Raw genomic sequence first — 20,719 nt, forward strand, 5'->3', positions numbered from 1 at the left:
TGAAATAATACGATTCTTAAGCTTGAAATGAGAAGACACCATGAAAAACCCATCTATTAATCTATTGTTATTGAGCTTAATCTTTTCTTTTGGGAATCTATATTCTCAAGAAAAGAACAAGATTGATGAATATAAGACACAGTTGTTATCTTCAAACGACTCTGTCAGGTATCATGCGCTAGTCAACCTAATCCAGAATTTTAATGGTAAAAATGTCGATGATACAACTGCAATGTATCTATCGGAACTAAAAAGACATATTGAGAAAACGAGCAATGATGAATATCGTGCTACGATGCACAAACTATATGGCTCCTTGTATGCCAGACTTAAGGAATTTGACTCAGCTAACTATCATTTTAGGAAGTCCATCGATTATGGTTTAATAACGAATAATGATATCAGTCTTGCAAATACCTATTCATCTATGGGTAATATGTTTTTACATTATGCAAGAAACAAAGATTCCGCACTACACTATTACCAAAAAGCAGAATTACTGTATCTCGGTAAAAATGATTCTTCCCTTTTGGATGGGATCTATAACAACCTGGGCACACTGTATTGCGACTACTTCGGTGATTATCCAAAAGCACTGGAATATTATAGACTAGCACTGAAATATCATAAAGAAGATATTGAAACTCGTTCCATACTCATTACAAATATTGCAAGTGTCTTACTTGACGTAGGACAACCAGAAGAAGCAGAAAAAGAGTTGATCAAAGCAATTGAACTACAAAAACAAACTGAATCATGGAGAATGCTAGCCAAAAACTACAAACGTTTAGCAAGGATCTACCAGATTTTTGGTGATACGAAAAAAGTTATTGAATCTTCAGAGCTAAGTTTCTCTTATAGTACAAAGATCGGCAGTATTGAGCAAAATTTTCAAGCAAGACAAAGCCTGGCATTAGCTTATGTTGCTTATGGTTACCTAGATAAAGCGATTTTACTACTTGAAGAAAATCTTCAATCTTTTGACCAAATTTCATTTAACGAAGCGAGAAAAATCTATCTAGGTAGGTATTTACACTTACTACTGGCTCTGTGTTACCATAAAACAAATAAACCAGCTACAGCAGCAGACCAGGTAAAGGTTGCAGATAGCTATGATATCTTTAACGCTACCCTCACTTCGATTGAATCTAACAACCTTATAACCATAAGCTATGAGGTATTTGAAGAGATGGGGCTGTATGAAAAGGCTGTTTTCTACTACAAAAAAAAGCTTGAATTGCAAGATAGCTTGTTTAGTAAGCAGAACAGGCGAATGATTTCTGAGTTGGAAACCAAATACAAAACAGAAAAGAAAGAACAGGAAATTTTAAACTTACAGCAAGCTGCAGAGATCCAGGCCTTAGCGATCACACGAAAAAACTACCAAATCATTTTAGCATTTTTAGTCATTCTCCTATCCATTGGAGCGGTGTATTACTACAAAAAACGTTTGAAATTCCAAAAGGAAAAGCTCAGGCTGGTAGAGGACAAGAAAGAAATTCTTGAAAAAGAACTAAATGAAAAAGCTCGGTTGCTTACCACTTCTTCGGTCCAGTGGATTAATATGACCGAAAACCTTGATAACTTAAAACGTGACTTAAAAGACGAGCTTGCGGAAATAGATCAAAAAAAGAAGAAGAGTCTTCTTAGACATGTTGATAAGGTTAAAGGCTTTGAAAGTCATTGGCAATCCTTCAAAGTACATTTTGAGAGTGTACATCCTGATTTTTTTGAAAAGCTGGAAAATGAATTTCCCGACCTGACTATGAAGGATCTAAAGATTTGTGCGTTTTTAAGAATGAAAATGCATAATGCAGAAATGGCTCAAATCATGGATGTCGCAAAATCTTCCATCCAACAAACCAAAAGGCGTATAAAAAAGAAAATGAATCTAGGCCCATATGCAGATCTGCATGTGTTTCTAGATGCATTTAGCAAAGGTGAAGCATATAAACCTGCCTTATCAGTAAATACGATTTCATAAGGTGAGTCGACTCACCTTTATAAAAGAATTTCAAACGGTGATTGGTGGTTGACGATATCAGTCATCTTCTTAAGGGTCTCCTCAGTGATACTTATGTCTAAATCTTTTAATACTCATTCAATCATTTCGTTAACAAAAAGAGGTTTAAAATGCATTTACGAGTAATGAGTCATTCACAAGAATGCAAATTGAATTAATATCACATTATTCATAAAGATGTTAAAAGATTACAGGCTAGCCGCATTAAAAGTTCAGCCTCTTTCTAAAGAAACAAATAACAAGCGATCATTACTCCCAGGAGAAGGGCCATAAATACATAAATAAAAAGATTACTTTCCTGATTTGATTTTTTGCTATTTTCCATTAGATATGTATCAATAAATACTCATTTCCTTTAAACTTAAAGAGCTGCACTCTTAATCACCATTAGCTTTTGTCTGGAAACATCGTGCATGGTATCCGGAATACTCCCAATTCCCAATCCGCTCTCGTCTCTTCCCGCAAAAGGCATCCAATCTACCCTAAATGCGGTGTGGTCGTTGACCATCACAGCTGCAGCATTCAATCGATGCACGGCATCTAGTGCCTGATCAATGTTCTTGGTAAAGACAGAAGCTTGAAAATGATAGGGTATATCATTGGCTCGCTTAATGGCCTCTTGCATGTCTGAATAGCTATATATACAAACTACCGGACCAAAAATTTCTTGTTGTGAAACTTTGGTATCTGTTGGTGGATTTAAAATCAACGTTGGCTCATAACACGTATCAGAGATTCGCTTGCCTCCACATAGCAGCTTAGCGCCTTTTTTAACTGCCTCATTTACCCACTCCTCTACCCGATCTACTTCTTTAGGTAAGATCAATGGGCCTGCTTCTGTATCTTCATTCAATGGATCGCCTGTCTTCACTTCTTTGACCTGCTTTGTCATTTCTTCGGTGAATTGATCCAAGATAGATTCATGTACAAATACACGCTGAACGGAAACACAAACCTGACCTGCATGATAATACCCTCCTTTTACTAAGGCAGGCATCATACTTTCAAAATCTGCATCGGGCTCTACGATTACTGGAGCAGCACCGCCATGCTCCAATGCACACCGGGTGCCGGGCGCAAGTTTCGACCTCAAATACCAACCCACCTTTGAAGAACCTATAAAAGAGAAAAAGTTGACTTTTGGATCTGTTACCAGTTCTTGTGCAACTTCATTGTCACAGATTAATGCCTCACACCAGCCCTCTGGCAACCCTGCTTCTTTGAAAATATCTGTGAGTAAAAGACACGTAAGAGGCGTAGTAGGTGCTGGCTTAATGATCACCGGACTGCCCACAGCAATCGCTGGAATGGTTTGGTGAATAATCAGATTGATGGGATGATTAAAAGCGCTGATAGAAGCTACTACACCAATAGGCTCACGGAAAGTAAATCCCATTCTACCAACAGAAGCCGCCGTTTGTCCCATGGGTACTTCTTCCCCCTTATGATGACCTATGTTCTCAATGGCTAATTTCACTCCATTGATCGCTCTGTCCATTTCTGCTTTGGTATCGTTCCAGGGTTTACCACCTTCTTGTGCTGAGGTCCTGATAATTTCCTCTGATCGCTCTTCCATCAATCTTGCAATCTTTTCTAAAATCGTAATGCGTTCATGCTTTTCGAGCCATTTGGACCGATCGAGAAATAGATTGTATGCTTTTTTCAATAATGCATGCATCTCTTCAGAAGATTGAAGTGGCAATTCTTTGATCAGCGATTGATCGTAGGGCGCGTATACTTTAAGAGTGCTCATTTTATTTGGTTGAAATTTACAAATGGTTTTGTTTTGATGAAAGAGTGTTTACCAACTAAAGTGCTGTTAACTATCCGTGGCTTTAAGGCATCAATTCTTTGGCTTTTTCTTTAATTCTTACATTAAGTATTTCGTGATTGAGTGAATAATCTACCGGACAATCGATCAGATGTACCCCTTTAGTAGAGGCCAGGCACTTTTCCAATGTCTCTGTAAAGTCTTGGCAGCTATCGATTCGATAGCCATTTGCACCGTAGCTTTCCGCATATTTTATGAAATCAGGATTGTTATAATCCAACCCAAAATTATCAAAGCCCATTCCTTCTTGTTTCCATTTGATCATGCCGTACGCATTGTCATTGAGGATGATAACCACCATATTCAGATTCATTCTCACAGCAGTTTCCAGTTCTTGGGAATTCATCATAAATCCTCCATCTCCGCAAACGACCACTACTTTTTTATCAGGATTAATTAGCTTGGCTGCCATACCAGATGGAAGTCCAGCACCCATGGTGGCTAGTGCATTATCCAAAAGCAAGGTATTTATCTGGTGTGCTTTATAATTCCGAGCGAACCATATCTTATAGATTCCATTGTCCAAAGCCACGATACCATCAGAAGGCATAGCTTTTCTTACTTCATTTACCAATCTCTGAGGTAAAAGAGGAAACCTCGTATCATCAAAATACTTCGTAATGTGTGTCTCTACTTCTTCTTTCACTCGATGGTAGAAACTAAAATCCCAATGAGATTGAGGCGATATGCTTTCATTGATTGCCAAGATGGAGGAAGCAATATCCCCTACTACGTTGAGGTCAGGAAAATATACCTCGTCAATTTCTGCTGAGAAGAAATTGACATGAATGACTTTCTTTCCTCCATGCTCCATGAAAAATGGAGGCTTTTCAATGACATCATGTCCTACATTAATGATCAAATCCGCTTTATCTATGGCGTAATGAATGTAATCGTCACTGGAAAGTGCTGCGGTACCAAGACATAGCTCATGAGCATCATCTACCACTCCTTTTCCCATTTGCGTATTGAAAAATGGAATTTTCGTTTCATCAATGAATTTTCTAAGTGCTTCACTTGTCCTGTTTCTATTGGCACCTGCGCCAACGAGAATCAGTGGCATTTTTGCTTCGGAGAGCATGTTCACCGCTTTTTCAATGGATCTTTGATCTGGAACAGAACGCCAGTGAGTGTCTACATCAAAAAGATGAGCATCGGTATCTTCAGCAGCAATATCCTCCGGGAGTTCCAGATGTACAGCTCCCGGTCTTTCCTCTATTGCTAACCTGAAAGACTCTCTGACGAGGGATGGAATATTGTTTCCACTGATAATCTGTTTTGTGAATTTGGTCAGCGATTGGAACATATCTACCACATCAATGATCTGAAAACGACCTTGCTTACTTGTTTTAATGGGTTTTTGCCCAGTAATCATCAGCATTGGCATGGCGCCCAGCTGAGCATAGGCCGCTGGTGTCACGAGATTCGTTGCTCCTGGCCCAAGTGTACTCAAGCATACGCCAGGTTTGCCGGTAAATCGACCATAAGTTGCTGCCATAAATCCCGCTCCTTGTTCGTGGCGGGTGATGATGAGCTTAATGCTTGACTTTCTCAATGACTCGAGTAGATCAAGGTTTTCTTCTCCTGGTACTCCAAAGATGTATTCTACACCTTCATTTTCCAGGGCTTCTACAAAGAGGTCGGATGCTTTTTTGGACATTTTTTTCGTTTAAATGAGACAAGAGAATAAGAGATTTAATATTAAATAAGTTTCAAGAATTCTAATTCTCTTAGTTTGGCACTTTGACATCAAAGTAATATGAAATTGTGGGGAAATAATCACACACTTGACATGTCCCCATCAATAGTTCTGGTAAATTGTAAAAAAAATAAACCACTTAAGAATGAGTGTTCTGATCGTTGATGATGAAGAAGACATTGGTTTAATGATTTCAGTTTTTCTCAAGAAACAAGGATTAAAAACCGATTTTTCTGCAAGAATTAATTCCGCGAAGGAAATGATTGAAAAAAATAACTATTCAATATTCTTTCTGGATTTGAACTTGCCAGACGGTACTGGATTTGACTTAATTCCATTGATTAAACAAAAAGATCCGAATTCTGGAATTATTGTAATCAGTGCATACGATAGTGCAGATGAAATGAAAAGAGCTACGGATTTAGGCTCTGATCTATTTATAAAAAAGCCATTCTCAAGAAATGAAATTATTGGCGCAGTAAACACCTTGTATAAAAAAGATGAGAAAAATCTTAATCATTGATGACGAACAAGATATTTGCACTTTACTGAAAAAGTTCTTTAGCAAACATGACTTTGAATCTTTTTCCGCTTCAACAGGGAAAGAGGGTATTAAGATAATTGAAGGTGATGAGATTGATCTTGCAATTTGTGATTTCAGGCTTCCTGATTATACAGGATTAGAAATTCTTCAAAAAATCAAAATAATTAATCCATCTATTCAGGTCATCATTATCACAGGCTATTCAGACGTTCGAATTGCTGTCGAGGCTTTAAAAAAAGGAGCATTCGATTATGTTACTAAACCAATTTACCCAGAAGAAATTCTTCTAACTGTAAAGCGAGCACTAGAGGTGGAGCATACAGATAAATTAGCCTCTGGCAAAAGAAAAAAGAAACCCTCTGAAAGAAAATTCATTTCTGGTACAAGTCAGCAATCTCACACTGTCCAAAAACACATTGAATTGATTGCACCTACAGATATGTCTGTGATTATTCTGGGAGAAACGGGAACGGGTAAGGAGTATGCGGCTAGAGCAATTCATCAAAAGAGCAAGCGAGCAAAAAGTCCTTTTGTAGCAGTCGATTGTGGGGCTTTGCCAAAAGAATTAGCTGCGAGTGAACTTTTCGGACATGTGAAGGGAGCATTTACCGGAGCATTGAATGACAAGAAAGGATACTTTGAAATAGCTTCTGGAGGAACATTATTTCTGGATGAGGTAGGTAACTTAAGCTATGAAAATCAAATTAAACTTTTGCGAGTGTTACAGGAACGAGTGGTGAAAAAAGTTGGCGGATCTTCAGACATATCTGTAGATGTGAGAGTAATTGCTGCTACAAATGAAGACCTCAAGAATGCGGTAAGGGAGGGTGATTTCAGGGAGGACCTATACCATCGGGTAAATGAATTTAGCATAAAGCTTTCTCCCTTGAGGGAACGTAAAGAGGACATTGTCTTGTTTGCTCGCTATTTCTTACAGGTCGCAAATGAGAAGCTAGAGAAGAATGTGATAGATTTCGAAAGAGATGCCTTAAACCTCCTAAAGTCCTATCATTGGCATGGAAATCTGCGGGAACTTGGAAATGTGATTAAGCGATCAGTCTTGTTATCTCAGAATGAAACTGTTTCAATTGGTCAGCTTCCGGAAGAAATCATACATCCTAATTTGCAAGTTACCAGCACTGATATAGATGCTTTATCAGGCACTTCATTGAAAGAGGTTGCAGAGATGGCTGAGAAACGGGCGATCTTGCAGGCATTAAAGAAAACGAATAACAATAAATCCAAAACAGCAGAAATGCTTGATGTGGATAGAAAGACATTATACAATAAATTAAAAAGTTACAACATTGATTTCTGATGGATCTAATGAACATCTTCTGAAGAGCATTTTAGATAGTGCTTTCAATGGTATCATGACTTTTAAGTCAGTGCGAAGTGAAACCGATGAAATTATAGATTTCGAATGGACTTTTACCAATGATATAGCTAGTGATATGGTGGGAATTCCATCAGATAAACTTATTGGATCAAGACTTTTGCAATTAATGCCTGGTAATGAAGAGGTAGGCCTGTTTGATAAATACAAAGAAGTAGTGAAAACTGGTAAGTTTTCAACTTTTGAGCAGTACTATCCAGGAGAGGAAGTTAACAAATGGTTTCGAGTTTCTGCCGTTAAATTAAACGATGGTTTCACTGTTACATTTCAAGATGTATCTGACCTGAAACAAGCTGTTATGGAAGTAGAAACCAGGGGAAAAAAGTACAGGAAGCTCTTTGAAGAATCTATAGATCCTATTTTCCTCGCGAACGATCAATTGGTATTTATTGATACTAATTTGGCGTTTCAAAGACTATTTGTCTATGCAGAAGATGAGTTAGTTTGTATGTCATTGGAAGGTTTGTTTGCTGACAGAGGTCATTTCAATTTATTTCAAAAGAAATTTCTCGAGCAAGGAAAAGTAGAAGAATTCGAAACTATTTTACTAGATAAAGAAGGACGAAAAAAGGATTGCTTGATCAACTGTGCTCGGCTAGAAGATGAGGAGACTCGTGAGAAATCATTCATAGGAGTAGTAAGAGACCTTACAAAAAGAAAGCGCGCAGATCGAGAACTCTTGGTTGCTGAAAAATTATCCATGACGGGCAAAATATCACGAACCATCGCTCATGAAGTGAGAAACCCACTCACCAATCTCACATTGGCTATGGAACAGCTCAAAGAAGAAATACCTGAAGACGTAGAAGATGCCGAATTGTATTTTGATATCATCAAACGGAATGCAAATCGCATTGGAAAACTCATTTCCGACTTGCTAGATTCCTCGAAACCCAAAGAACTGAAACTAGAGACACAACCTCTTAATCAAACGGTGAAGGATGCACTTAATCTCGTGAGAGATCGCATCAACCTACTCAATATGACTCTTAAAGAGGAGTACGAAGCGGACTTACCAGACATATCTCTCGACGCGGATCAATTAAAAGTAGCACTTCTCAATTTGATGATTAATGCTATTGAAGCAATGAAAAAGGGTAAGGGAATACTAACTATCAAAACCTATTCAGAGGATGGATATCTGCATCTGGAAATAATTGATAATGGAAAGGGCATATCGATAGAAAACCTTGAAAAGCTTTTCGAACCGTTCTATACCTCAAAAGAAGAAGGTACCGGTTTAGGACTTGTAACTGTTCAAAATATCATACAAAGTCACAAAGGGGAGATCAAAGCAGAAAGTGAGGATGGCAAAGGCACTACTTTCAAGATCAACTTTCCTGTATGACTGGATTACTGAAGAATGGAGTAATCCTGTGTTCAAATTTTTAGCAATAGAACCATTGTACATCATATGACCATGCTCTAAGTAATGAGTATAATTCCTCTTATCATTATGAATAAAAATGCCAGATGATCTACAACCACCTGGCATTTCCTCAATTGAGTAAAAGGCTATGAGAATACATCTGTCACCAAAGAAAGAATTAAGAGCACAATGAATATGAAAAAGAATATTCTCGCAACTCCTGCCGCTCCTCTTGCTACTTTAGTAAAGCCTAGAATTCCAGCAACGAATGCCACAATGATGAAAATAATTGTCCATGTTAACATAGTAATTGTGTTTAGTGATTAAATTAACTTTATTGATTTTAGAGCCTTAGAAAGAGCTAGTCTCTTATTCTGGTCAAATACTTCTATCCATTTCACTTCCATTGATTTCAAATATTCTTGACCAGCCAGAGGTGTACAAAAACCATAGATCTGAGCTATTTTTTACAGGAACTCTCTGTCTTGAGCACGATCTCCACGTACTGTCTTTTGTATGTCTTGAAGCACCGTATCAGATTCTTTTACAAATGAATGACTGTGATCATTAGTAGAGAAAACAAATAATCCTTTAAAGTCATAGAATCTTCCCGTTTCATTAAGGAGTGTCTTGATTCCGTTTCCTTTTCTAAAGAAAACCTTGACCGGATAACCTCTGTTTTTCATTTTATGCTTCAATAATTTGATTTCAGAAAGAACAGATTGTTTTGCATAAGGAAATGACATTCTTGATAGATTATAATTAAAATCCAAGTGCGATATACACCTGTCCTACAACATTTTTGGAATCCCCAAGAAGGTCTTGTGCTGAAGAGGATTTAGCTATTTCAGTCAAGCCAAGATTATACCTTAGCCCAATTTGCAGAGCGCTCAAATTAACTCCTACTCCTGCCGCCACTCCAAAATCTAAGGACTCAAAATTATCTCTATCTAATTCCTGAAAACTGGATCCGAAATCTCCTTCAGAAGAAGTATTTGCTCCTAGGAGTAGGGCAGCATAGCCACCGGCGTGTATCTCAAGGATATCAGCCACTTTAAAATTTAACAAGACGGGTAATTGCAGATAATTCAAATTAAAATCTACTTCGCCATCAAAAGGACCACTATTGTACGTTGTACGATTTCCTGCCGTGGTGTACAGTAACTCTGTTTGAAGAGCAGTTGCTTCACCTAATGGTGTTTGGCCAAATACCCCGATATGAAATCCTGGCCTAATTTTTCGGTCTTCAACATCATCTACATATAAACTGCTATAGTTAAATCCGCCCTTTATACCAGATCTAAAGTTTTGAGCATGTGCGCCGATCACTAGAACAAGGCAAGAAGTGAGTAAAAATAATTTTATTTTCATAACTAATTGTTTGGTTTTGCTAGTTGTATTGAGAAAACCATTCCAGAAGCTATATTCTCTCTCGGAGACCTATTTCAAGATCAATCTGTAGAGAATTCTACACACCTGTGTGGACAATTGACCTCAAAATATTTCAGATTAATGTGAATACTGCGAATTGGCAGTGTGGCATGAATATTCCACTGTACAAGAAGAATTTAATAATATTAATGCAACTAATAAAGCTATGATTTTGAATAGAATGACAACAAGTTTTTCAGTGATTATGATGATTTTCATCTTCTCATGCTCTACCCAAAAGAAAAGTGATTTATCTGAAGAATTTCGACAACAAAAAGAAGAGATGGTAGAGGAATTTGAAAAATTAGAAGCCAACATTGATGATGCTATCGATGACATTGAAGATAAAATGAATATCAATGAAGGTCCGGTTGAGAGAAATCTGGAAGAAGCCAAAGAAGATCTGGAAGAAAAGAAAAAAGATATTCAACGCTCCTTGTCTAAAGCAAAGAATGCGACGGAAGAAAATTGGAAAGAAATAAAGAAAGAGACAGGTGATATTTTTAATGATATAGAGTCAGAATTCAATGAATTGAAGAAAAATATTGATTCAAAACTTTAAGAAATCACTGAATAATTCTTGCCTGCAAGTAAAAATATTTATAACAAAAATTGATAAAAATGGATCTTACATTAAAAGGAAATTGGAACATTATACAGGGAAAATTGAAAGCTAAATATGGTGAACTCACCGATGATGATTTAGTTATGGTAAAGGGTGAAGAAGATCAAATGATTGGAAGACTACAAAAAAGACTCGGTAAAACCAAAGATGAAATTGTGAGAGAGTTGAGTAGTTTAATAGAAGTAAAATAATACCATGAAATTCGATTTAAAAGAAGCTTGGAATATAGCAGTAGGCAAAATCGAAAATTGGTTTGAATCTTTAGCTGCCATGGTACCTAATTTGGTGGTGGCAGCTATCATATTCATTCTCTTCTTTATTCTAGCGCGTTTTGCGAGAAGACTCTCAGGGAAAGTTATAAGAAAGTTTTCTAACAGGACGGCCGTCAATGCTCTTGCCACAACAATATTTCAGATACTAATTCTCGGAGCTGGGCTAATCATCGTCTTAAATGTTTTAGACTTGGAGCAAGCTGTCACCTCTTTGCTTGCAGGTGCCGGTATCATTGGATTAGCACTTGGTTTTGCTTTTCAGGACATTGCTGCAAACTTTATTTCAGGTATTCTAATGGCATTCAGGCAGCCCATTAAGGTTGGAGATATTGTGGAAACCAATGACTATATGGGTGAGGTGGAGAAGATTGATTTAAGGGTTACCACAATTCGTACTTTTCAGGGATTACATGTATTAATCCCCAATAAGGAAGTCTTTCAGAATCCATTAAAGAACTATACTAAAACTCATGAGAGACGAATTGACTTATCAGTTGGTGTTTCATACGCTGATGATTTGGAAAAGGTCAGGGACATAGCCGAAAAGACAATTAAAAAACTTCCTTTCCTATTGGATGGAAAAGAGGTTAATCTTTTTTATAATGAATTTGGAGATAGTTCTATAAATTTTGAAATCATGTTCTGGATAAAATATCCAGGGCAAGCTGGGTTTCTCAAGGCCAGGAGTGAAGCGATCATCGCCATTAAGAAAGCATTTGATGAAAATCAAATTACAATTCCATTCCCCATCCGCACATTAGATTTTGGAATTAAAGGAGGTGAGAGGCTCTCAGAGATGGAAATTTTAAAAGAAAATCAAGAATCTTCATAATTTCAATATTCGAGGTATGGGAGAAATAAAAAAGGGAATCTTTCGATTAATCCTTGGTTTGTTAATTGCTAAATCTAGGTATACTGAAGTGATGACTCAAAGCAACGAAAATGATGGATTAAAGCCACTTTTAGAAGAGGCGAAAGACCAGAAAGATCTTCAAGCCCTTGAAATATGTCGTCTTTTTAATATCGATCAGTCTAAAGCTATATCCCCTGAAATGATCAAGCACGAAATATCAAAAAAGGATAGTGAAGACTCTATAGAACAATTGATCATAGCGAATGAAGAGCTATTGAAAGATTTATATCAAGCTGCCTTAATGGATAACGAAATGAATGCATTCGAATCTTTTGTGCTTTCCAATCATTTAAAAACTGAAGAGATTCTTTTAAAGAAAATAATTTCTTAGAATAAGCTATGACTGTAGAAAAATCAAACAAAGAACAATCGATGGATCTGTCTTTTCAGCAGATTTTTCTAGGTATAGGATGTATGGTGGGCATTGTCACCATTCTGTATTTTGGTAGTGCTATTTTAATTCCCATTTCTATTGCTTTACTTATCTCTTTCATCTTGTATCCCATCTGTTTAAAAATAGAATCTTGGGGAATAAAGAGAATTTTGGCAACCACATTAACTATGGGCATTATCACTGCTGTGTTAGCAGGATTAGTATTTCTTCTGTCTTCTCAAATTGCCTCTATTGCTGAAGAACTCTCAAATTTTGAAGTGAAACTAAAAGAAGTTTTCAGTGCTACCGTCAAATATTTAAACAGAAATATTTCTCTTATTCCTGATATAAATCAAAAAAAATAATTGATCAGGGGGAGGATTTGATGAAAGAGTCTGAGGGATCTATTGTGACCAGTACGTTGAGTCAAACAAGTACTATTTTCTCGGGAGCATTAATGTCTTTTGTTTATACGTTCTTGCTACTCATCTATCGTGGCGGGCTCAAGCAAGTCGCACAGCGGTTTGCGAAAAAAAACAACAAAGAGTTGGTAGGAAAAATGCTAGGTGAGATGCAAAAGGTAGGTCAATCATACTTATTTGGAATGGGTATCATGATCTCGATTTTAGGTGTAGCCAATACGATCATTCTATTATTATTTGGCTTAGATAACGCTATCTTTTTTGGTTTCCTAGCTGCTCTTTTAGCAATTATTCCTTACGTAGGAACCACTATTGGTGCGGCCATCCCAATTATCTATGCGCTCATGACCAATGATTCTTTATGGACTCCTATAGGTATCATGATATCTTTTTGGGCGGTCCAGGTAGTAGAAAGTAATTACCTAAGTCCTAAAATTGTTGGTGGTAACTTAAATGTCAATGCATTAGCGGCAATTGTTAGCTTAATTATTGGAAATTCTCTATGGGGAGTTGCTGGTATGGCTCTATTTCTACCATTTACTGCCATATTTAGGGTTTTCTGTAGTTATCATCGCCCATTAAAATCCATTAGTCTTCTTCTAGATGAAAAATTGAAAGTTTAACAAAAGATATTGATATTTCTGCAGGCTGAATTTTTTTACATAAACTAAGATTACTTAGCATATTACAGAATATTCTTTCCCTTATAAATGTTACGTTTGTTTTCAAGTGACCTTGTTCTTCCAGATTGGCCCATATAATAAAATTATATTTGATGTAATCTGTAAAATTCACCAGGTCTTTTCCCATATTTTCACTATCCCCATCTTTTCTATTTTTGTCAAAACAATCGGACTGTTTATTCAAAGTTATCTTGCTGCAGAATAGTTGTTTGCTACTCATAGTGTTGTTAAAAGAAATGTTTCATACTTCTTCCTTTGCTTTTTCTTTCGAACCAAAATCAATTGTGCCATCAGTATTTTTCTTAAATGCTTCTATAAATGCATTGGAGAAAATATTCAATACAGTAGGAATAACTTTTGAATTGGGATTTTCAACACTTCCAGTCAATGGTACCTTTGTCGCAAATTGATTTTTCTTTTGATTTTCGAAAATTTCAATAATTAGTCCTGCAAATGATTCCCATATCAATTCAAGTGGTTGTTCCTTATCCTTTTGGAAATCAACCAGCTTAATGTCTCTAACGATTGGCTTTACGTATCCTTCTAGTTGACCATCGTTGACAACTATCTCACTATATAAATTGAACGTCCCTTCCTCTGCATCAATTTTTGCATAAGCCTTTAAGAAATCGTTTAAGTCCTTCAATTGTACATCTTCGAACTTTAATTCAATATCCATGTCAGGGGTCTGCTTTAATACATTCAAATCTCCAGAAAGACTCAGTCTACCATTTCCAATAGACACTGCTGAACCTTTAATCTTTGAAGGCAGTAATTTTTCTTCAGAATCAGTATTAGAGAGATTTGTTGCTTCGATATTTACACTTTGCATATATAGATTTATCTGAGGCTCACTTTGAAAGTTTTTGAAAAAAATGCGACTATCACTAACTGCCAATTTGTTAATCTGGAGAGGAATTAACTTCTTGAGCGGTACTGTCCAATCCACATCTTCACCGTATTGTGTTTCATTGGTATTTTCTGCCCCCACCATGGTGAGTGTACTTTTAATCAAATCTACTTCTCCTACAATAGCTCCATCAAGTAATGCATTCCATTGAAGGGATAGTTCAATCCGATGTGAAGAAAAAAGAGGTACATGAACACTGCTATCAGATTTAAATATTTGTAAACTGTCTATAGCATAAGCTCCTTTATAAAGTTGTAGGTCCACATCCTTTATTGAACCAGAATAGCCAGGCAAGTCATTCAAAACTTGATTAACATATCGTGTAAGGAAGTAAGGAAGAGAAATTCTAACCAGAATTAGAAAAATGAAAATACTGAGTGTTATTTTAAATACCTTCTTCATTTGTTCAAAATTATTGGGAATCTGAAGTTTCTAATTCTTGAAGTGATTTCATTAAGTCCTCACTTTTTTTAAGATTTCTTCTAAGGTCTCTAACAACCAATTTAAGTGAGTCAAGCTTTAGAGACTTTAAATCAAGTGCTTCTTCTTGCTTGTAAAGCAATCCATCTTTTTCAAATTCCGTATTGGTCAACTTGTATTCCTGAAACGTGCTGTCAACACTTAAACGAGCAATCTCTTGAAGTGCTGCATCATATTTTTTCTGGCTGACACACCCTATAACTAAAACCAATAGAAAAAGGATAATAGAAATCGAAAAAAAAGTCGAACCAAAGAATTTTTTATATGTGTATTTCATCATTCAAATGTTTTTAGCATCTAATGAAAAAAATAAGCCAAACAAAAATTGTCTTGAAATGAGATTATTTGTAGTTGAATTGGGGAATGAGTGTGTTCCTATTCCTCAATGTGTAGAATTATTGCTACACATTCTTTTCTGTATTTGTTCATTGAATGTTTTTCATTATTAGTATCCTTTTTTCTACTTAATAAGGTAGATAGAACAATTATGAAAAATCTATGTACGTATGAGTAATTCACTTTTTTCCGAAATAAGCAACCTTTCACTCGAAGATGTCATCTATTAGAGCGCAGCTCTATTTCAATTATCGAATAGAGATCAATCGTCAGGACTAAAAAAAGGAAACCCAATGTTCAAAAACTACCTCAAAACCTCCCTAAGAAGCCTATTAAAAAATCCATTAAGCTCATTCATTAATTTATTTGGACTAGCCGTAGCAATAGGCGTATGTTTAATCGTCTACTCATTCATGGAATTCGATTATACCATCGATGACTTCCATGAAAATAAGAATGAGGTTTATTTAACTACATTTTTTGTAGATCGAGATGGCACAGAGCGCCATTTGGGCTTATCTCCAACACCACTTGGCGCAATGCTTAAAGAAGACTTCACACATATCAAGAAAGTCTGCCGTGTTGAAGATTTTGGAACCGTCATAAAATATGAGGATAAAGTATTTAACCAAGGAGTTCGATTTGCCGATCCTGAGTTCTTGGAAATGTTCACTTTCCCGCTAAAATGGGGACAGGCTAGTTCCCTAGCTGATATGAACAGCATCATTTTCAGTGAGAAAATGTCTATCAAGTACTTTGGAGACGAAAACCCTTTGGGAAAAAATGTTCTCTTAAAATTTGGAGACATACGAAAAACATTCACCATATCTGGAGTCGCTGAACCTTTTCCTCTAGCGCATGCTATTGACTTCAATTTTCTGGTAAATTTTGAAAATATTAGTACCACCCACCCTGATTATGATTTGAACAACTGGCGAGGGTTCGTCAACGCCACCTTAATACAAGTAGAGCAGCCTTCTGATCTAGCTATCATCGAGAACGGCATGGAAAAATATCGTACGCTTCAGAATAGTGTGCGAGAAGACTGGGCTATTTCAAAGTTTGAGTTTATCAAGCTTGCTGATTTGCACAATAGGTCTGGAGATATCAGCAGTGATATTTCTTCGGGGGTTGAGGATGAGGCACGATTGATTCTACCCATCATCGGTTTGTTTATGCTTCTGTTGGCATGCTTCAATTATATCAATATCGCCATTGTCTCTGCATCTAAAAGGTTAAAGGAAATTGGTGTAAGAAAGGTAATAGGTGCTAACAGACGCTTGGTAATCATTCAATTTATTGCTGAAAATATCTTTATTACACTATTCGCTCTACTCTTTGGACTCCTCCTTGGTGCCTTTGTTTTTCTCCCTTGGTTTAACAACCTTTTTAACATCAACCTTGGTCTTCGACTCACCGATAGTAATCTCTGGTTATTCCTTGGATCAATACTTCTTTTTACTGGAGTTGCATCAGGGATCTACCCTGCTTTCTATATCGCCAAATTTGAAGTCGTCAGAATTTTCAAGGGATCTGTTCAGTTTGGAAAGAAAAATCCACTCACTAAGATATTCCTTGGCTTCCAGTTAATTCTGGCGTGCATCACAATCACTTGTGGAGTGATCTTCAGCCAAAACACGACCTACCAATCCAATCGAAGCTGGGGATATGATCCATTAAAATCGATGTACGTCAGGGTGCCGGATCAGTCTGCGTATGAAAAAATGAGTGCGGCTATGTCACAAAATCCTAACGTTCAACAAGTTTTTGGATCACGGAATCATCTTGGAGAAAGTTCACTTACAAGAGTCATTGAAACCCCCGAACGTCAATATGAGGTTACAGAATTAGCTGTAGATGCTAACTATGTTGAATCAATGGGCCTGGAATTGTTGGAAGGTAGGTTATTCAGGGATCGATTTGAAAGCGATAAAAAGGCTATTGTAGCAAATGAACTCATGGTTAAGAGTATGTCGCTTGAAGATCCAGTGGGTCAGTTCTTCAAAATAGATAGTGTCCAGTATGAAATCATCGGCGTGGTGAAAGACTTCCATATGTACAGCTTCTTCAATGAAATCAGACCTACCATGTTTAGAGTGGCAGAAAAAGAAGACTACCGCTATCTATCTATGAAAGTAATGGCTGGTACAGAAGAGGAGACGTATGACGCTCTTCAAGAAAAATGGGCTGAGTTATTCCCTGAAACACCTTTCAATGGTGGGCACCAGGAAGATGTATTTGGCAATTATTTCGAACAAATTGGAAATCATGCAAAATTCATGAAGGCGGTCGCTTTTATCGCCGTAATGTTGGCAGCTCTGGGCTTATATGGATTGGTCACGCTGAATGTAACAGGTAGAGTGAGAGAGTTTAGCATCAGGAAAGTCCTTGGTGCAGAGTTAAAGAACATTGCGTCTAATATCACGAAACAATATGTACTGTTGTTTGCAATTTCTTTAACAATCGGTGGCCCGATCAGCTATTTTTTGATGGGAGCCCTGATGGATGAAGTGTATGAATATCACATACCAATGACCGTATCGGGTGTAATGATTGCTGTTATACTTTTGATATTCGTGCTACTTGCCACCGTCTCAACTCAGGTCAGAAAGGTCTCAAAAGCCAATCCTGTAGTCGGCTTGAAGGTGGAATAGCTTTTGACATTGATGATTTAATATGAACTGAAGCTGCCTCGAGCAGCTTCAGTTGTTCCAACACAAACAAATGAACCTTCGGTGAGAGGTCTTTACAGTACTCATCTTTTAGCAAACCAATATCTGAGTAGCGGAGGCTAAAAGAGATACCTTTACTTTCTCGTATTCCTGTAAGACGTCACACTGTTCGAACGTCATCAATACTTGACATCACTAGTTAGGTGTGTTTTAAAAGATTCTCAATGAAGCTCTATATCAAATACATGGTCAGTCTGCGCTGCAAAATGATGGTGAGGGAAGAATTAAAAAAACTGGGACTTCAATATGTAACGGTGGATCTTGGCGTAGTAGAAATAATGGAAAACATTACATTGTCGCAGCGAGATCAATTGCGAAAAAATCTGCTTGTATCTGGATTAGAACTGCTTGATGACAAGAAGAGTATTTTAATTGAAAAAATCAAAAATGTAATTACGGAAATGATTCATTATTCAGATGAAATTCCAAAAGTGAATTATTCGGATTACATAAGTGAAAAACTAGGGTATGATTATACTTATTTAGCCAATACTTTTTCAGAAGTCAAAGGTATTACGATTCAACAGTTCATCATTATCAATAAAATTGAAAAGGTGAAAGAACTGTTGTTGTACGATGAATTAACTCTTTCAGAGATTGCCTTTAAACTTCATTATAGTAGCGTTGCTCATCTATCTAATCAGTTCAAAAAAATCACCGGACTAACACCAACCTTTTATAAGCAATTGAAGGAAAAACGAAAGGGAAACCTCGAAGATCTATAAATCTATTAAGGATCAACTCAATAGTGCCTGGATGTTTAGAAACATGAGATATATGTAATACTCTCTTGCGCTTATGTAACACAATTGAAGAGTGTGATTTCACCTTTGCAACTAAAGAAAATTTTCATGGATAATCAAGATATTGGCAATAATGCTCGTGCTCTGTCATCCTAACTGCTTTGATATTTTCAACGTTTTTAACATTTAGGTGGTCATGAGGTGGCTCTTATTCTATATGGGTTTGACCATGCTATGGACAATTGGCTTTCTAGATTATGGCGAGAGAGCTATTACTCATATTCTTATCGTTACAGGATCGATTATTATCATGTTAATTGTGATACTCATACGAATTACAATAAGAAATAAATTTTTATAGAAAAACGACCTTAACCAGATCAAGAAACCTTAGTTAGTGTTCTGGTGCTAGTTAATTATTGGATAGTCTTATCACAAGATTACCTGAATATCTTCGAGCAGTTGTTAGTATTTGACTTCCTTGAAAAAAGCCAAATATGTGGGATATATATAAATATTTATCATGGTTATGTAACGTACGATAATCACAACAGCTTCTCTTTTGTAACCACCGTTTCAAACAAAAGCATCATTGACATACCAAAAAAATGGAAATAACCAGAAGTTGGAGAGAACAAAAAGTAATGCTAAAACGAAGGTTCTCGATTTTGAGTGATGAGGATTTCGAATTTCAAGAAGGACAGAAGGAACATATGTTGGACAAACTTTCTCTCAAACTTGACAAAACCAGAGCAGAGTTGAATTTACTTTTAGCCAAGCTACAAACCTATTGAGCTCAGAAAATCGATCTCATCATTAAAATCATTCTATTCTAGAAAGCAATTGGCACTATACCTTAATCAAGTCCATTAGATAAGAATAGCAACTTGAATTAACAAATGAAAAATATTGAGGAACTAGAAAAATCCAAAGTGTTTAACGTCAATGAGATCATTGATTACAAACCGAGTTCTATCGGAATTAAAATTGTGATGAAGAAAAACACAGGAAGTGTAACCTTCGCCTCACTTGATTCAGGTGAAGCAATGTCTGAAAAAACTTCTCCATTTGATCATTTTATCCAAGTGATCAGTGGAAGTGCTGAAATCTTGATAGGGGATCAGAAATATACGATTGAAAGTGGTCAGTGTATTGTCCTACCTGCTTATACCAGAAACAGCATCAAAGGGATCAGCAAATTCAAAATGATATCAGTAATAATCAAGAGTGGATACGAAGAGGTGATCTAAGATCATGTGACTAAGGCATTCTCGTCTTAATTTTTAAACATGTGATATGTGTAACAATCTGTCAACTCAATGTAATGCTTCAAATCAGGAAAAACTCATCTTTACAAAGAATTCTAACAGGTTCGTATCTCTTTAGGTTTAGATGATACAGGGCAAGAATACTCAATCTTGCCCTTTTTAATTTTTACATTGTAAAGCAATTAGTAGAATGTCAAAAGAAAGAGAGGGGAAAAAGAAAACAGGAAAGAAAGCTCCTGAAAAAACCCTAAAAGAAAAAAGAGCTGCAAAAGCCGCTAAACGTAAGGAGAAGGGGGAAAACGATGTTTGATCTTTAACTTAAAAGCTAAAGATCAATCTCTTTATTGGAGTCATCTCTTCAGATCTATTTCGTATTACCATGGGGATTCTCGTAGGTAATACTCGCTTCTTATTCATGATTTAAGTTATGCCTTTGTAACCCAAGGTCTCACAAACCTGTGATTTATGTAATCCTTATCCCTAGATGTGTAACACGAAGCATTAAGAACTTCAGAACTTACAAGGTAGATAATAACCATAGTGAAATTTGAGGTACGCTGGATATTAAAAAATCCTCAATATACTGTTGTGTGATTCACTGTAGGCATCTCCTTTCTCCTAAGTTGATCAGGTTCTTTGATGCAGTTTCTTTCAAATTTAAAACTACCA

General features: G+C 36.6%; 21 protein-coding genes. 14 read left to right on the top strand and 7 right to left on the bottom strand.

The annotated features are described in order from the left end of the window. Nucleotides 1-40 precede the first annotated feature (40 nt). On the top strand, nt 41-1,984 hold the full coding sequence (locus tag ABJQ32_05785; GenBank protein MEP5289140.1) for a hypothetical protein: 1,944 nt from the start codon (nt 41-43) through the stop codon (nt 1,982-1,984). Nucleotides 1,985-2,384: 400 nt separating this feature from the next. On the opposite strand, the gene ABJQ32_05790 is transcribed toward ABJQ32_05785, so the two are convergent. Further along, the gene (locus ABJQ32_05790; GenBank protein MEP5289141.1) at nt 2,385-3,776 is read right to left on the bottom strand and encodes an aldehyde dehydrogenase family protein; all 1,392 of its coding nucleotides are present in this window, start codon (nt 3,774-3,776) and stop codon (nt 2,385-2,387) included. Between the two features lie 82 nt (nt 3,777-3,858). Continuing rightward, nucleotides 3,859-5,514, bottom strand: coding sequence for an acetolactate synthase large subunit (locus tag ABJQ32_05795; GenBank protein ID MEP5289142.1), 1,656 nt, complete (start codon nt 5,512-5,514; stop codon nt 3,859-3,861). Between the two features lie 184 nt (nt 5,515-5,698). Here ABJQ32_05795 and ABJQ32_05800 point away from each other — a divergent pair, with 184 nt between their 5' ends. The 3 genes from ABJQ32_05800 to ABJQ32_05810 are packed head-to-tail and all read left to right on the top strand — an operon-like array spanning nt 5,699 to nt 8,841. Continuing rightward, nucleotides 5,699-6,076 (top strand): response regulator, encoded by a 378-nt coding sequence (locus tag ABJQ32_05800; protein MEP5289143.1) that lies wholly within the window; start codon nt 5,699-5,701, stop codon nt 6,074-6,076. Beyond that, nucleotides 6,054-7,415, top strand: a complete 1,362-nt coding sequence (locus ABJQ32_05805; GenBank protein ID MEP5289144.1) for a sigma-54 dependent transcriptional regulator — start codon at nt 6,054-6,056, stop codon at nt 7,413-7,415. Before ABJQ32_05800 ends, ABJQ32_05805 begins: the two co-directional genes overlap by 23 nt. After that, nucleotides 7,405-8,841, top strand: coding sequence for an ATP-binding protein (locus tag ABJQ32_05810; GenBank protein ID MEP5289145.1), 1,437 nt, complete (start codon nt 7,405-7,407; stop codon nt 8,839-8,841). Before ABJQ32_05805 ends, ABJQ32_05810 begins: the two co-directional genes overlap by 11 nt. A 167-nt stretch (nt 8,842-9,008) precedes the next feature. Here ABJQ32_05810 and ABJQ32_05815 read toward each other — a convergent pair whose 3' ends face one another. From ABJQ32_05815 to ABJQ32_05825, 3 genes are all read right to left on the bottom strand, one after another. Continuing rightward, the gene (locus ABJQ32_05815) at nt 9,009-9,167 is read right to left on the bottom strand and encodes a DUF1328 domain-containing protein (GenBank protein ID MEP5289146.1); all 159 of its coding nucleotides are present in this window, start codon (nt 9,165-9,167) and stop codon (nt 9,009-9,011) included. Nucleotides 9,168-9,329: 162 nt separating this feature from the next. Continuing rightward, complete coding sequence (locus tag ABJQ32_05820) at nt 9,330-9,608, bottom strand: hypothetical protein (protein ID MEP5289147.1); 279 nt, start codon at nt 9,606-9,608, stop codon at nt 9,330-9,332. Nucleotides 9,609-9,624: 16 nt separating this feature from the next. After that, nucleotides 9,625-10,233, bottom strand: a complete 609-nt coding sequence (locus tag ABJQ32_05825; protein MEP5289148.1) for a porin family protein — start codon at nt 10,231-10,233, stop codon at nt 9,625-9,627. Nucleotides 10,234-10,459: 226 nt separating this feature from the next. Here ABJQ32_05825 and ABJQ32_05830 point away from each other — a divergent pair, with 226 nt between their 5' ends. The 6 genes from ABJQ32_05830 to ABJQ32_05855 are packed head-to-tail and all read left to right on the top strand — an operon-like array spanning nt 10,460 to nt 13,521. After that, entirely contained in the window at nt 10,460-10,855 is a 396-nt protein-coding gene (locus ABJQ32_05830; GenBank protein ID MEP5289149.1) for a hypothetical protein, read from the top strand. Nucleotides 10,856-10,914: 59 nt separating this feature from the next. After that, nucleotides 10,915-11,109, top strand: a complete 195-nt coding sequence (locus ABJQ32_05835; GenBank protein MEP5289150.1) for a CsbD family protein — start codon at nt 10,915-10,917, stop codon at nt 11,107-11,109. Nucleotides 11,110-11,113: 4 nt separating this feature from the next. After that, nucleotides 11,114-12,022: a mechanosensitive ion channel gene (locus tag ABJQ32_05840; GenBank protein ID MEP5289151.1), complete on the top strand. Its 909-nt coding sequence runs from the start codon at nt 11,114-11,116 to the stop codon at nt 12,020-12,022. A 16-nt stretch (nt 12,023-12,038) separates the two neighbouring features. After that, entirely contained in the window at nt 12,039-12,434 is a 396-nt protein-coding gene (locus ABJQ32_05845) for a hypothetical protein (protein ID MEP5289152.1), read from the top strand. Nucleotides 12,435-12,442: 8 nt separating this feature from the next. Next, nucleotides 12,443-12,841 (top strand): AI-2E family transporter, encoded by a 399-nt coding sequence (locus tag ABJQ32_05850; GenBank protein MEP5289153.1) that lies wholly within the window; start codon nt 12,443-12,445, stop codon nt 12,839-12,841. Nucleotides 12,842-12,861: 20 nt separating this feature from the next. Further along, on the top strand, nt 12,862-13,521 hold the full coding sequence (locus tag ABJQ32_05855; protein ID MEP5289154.1) for an AI-2E family transporter: 660 nt from the start codon (nt 12,862-12,864) through the stop codon (nt 13,519-13,521). Nucleotides 13,522-13,822: 301 nt separating this feature from the next. Here ABJQ32_05855 and ABJQ32_05860 read toward each other — a convergent pair whose 3' ends face one another. Further along, on the bottom strand, nt 13,823-14,893 hold the full coding sequence (locus ABJQ32_05860; protein ID MEP5289155.1) for a DUF748 domain-containing protein: 1,071 nt from the start codon (nt 14,891-14,893) through the stop codon (nt 13,823-13,825). A gap of 10 nt (nt 14,894-14,903) precedes the next feature. After that, nucleotides 14,904-15,251 (bottom strand): hypothetical protein, encoded by a 348-nt coding sequence (locus ABJQ32_05865; protein MEP5289156.1) that lies wholly within the window; start codon nt 15,249-15,251, stop codon nt 14,904-14,906. 349 nt (nt 15,252-15,600) lie between these two features. Between ABJQ32_05865 and ABJQ32_05870 the strand changes: the two genes are divergently transcribed. The 4 genes from ABJQ32_05870 (at nt 15,601) to ABJQ32_05885 (ending at nt 20,032) form a co-directional block, all read left to right on the top strand. Next, entirely contained in the window at nt 15,601-17,961 is a 2,361-nt protein-coding gene (locus ABJQ32_05870) for an FtsX-like permease family protein (GenBank protein MEP5289157.1), read from the top strand. Nucleotides 17,962-18,203: 242 nt separating this feature from the next. Next, nucleotides 18,204-18,764, top strand: coding sequence for an AraC family transcriptional regulator (locus ABJQ32_05875; GenBank protein ID MEP5289158.1), 561 nt, complete (start codon nt 18,204-18,206; stop codon nt 18,762-18,764). A gap of 626 nt (nt 18,765-19,390) precedes the next feature. Then, complete coding sequence (locus tag ABJQ32_05880) at nt 19,391-19,576, top strand: hypothetical protein (GenBank protein ID MEP5289159.1); 186 nt, start codon at nt 19,391-19,393, stop codon at nt 19,574-19,576. 105 nt (nt 19,577-19,681) lie between these two features. Continuing rightward, nucleotides 19,682-20,032, top strand: coding sequence for a cupin domain-containing protein (locus tag ABJQ32_05885; GenBank protein ID MEP5289160.1), 351 nt, complete (start codon nt 19,682-19,684; stop codon nt 20,030-20,032). The last annotated feature ends 687 nt before the right edge of the window (nt 20,033-20,719 follow it).

It is taken from the genome of Marinobacter alexandrii (assembly GCA_039984955.1).
Lineage (GTDB): Bacteria > Bacteroidota > Bacteroidia > Cytophagales > Cyclobacteriaceae > Ekhidna.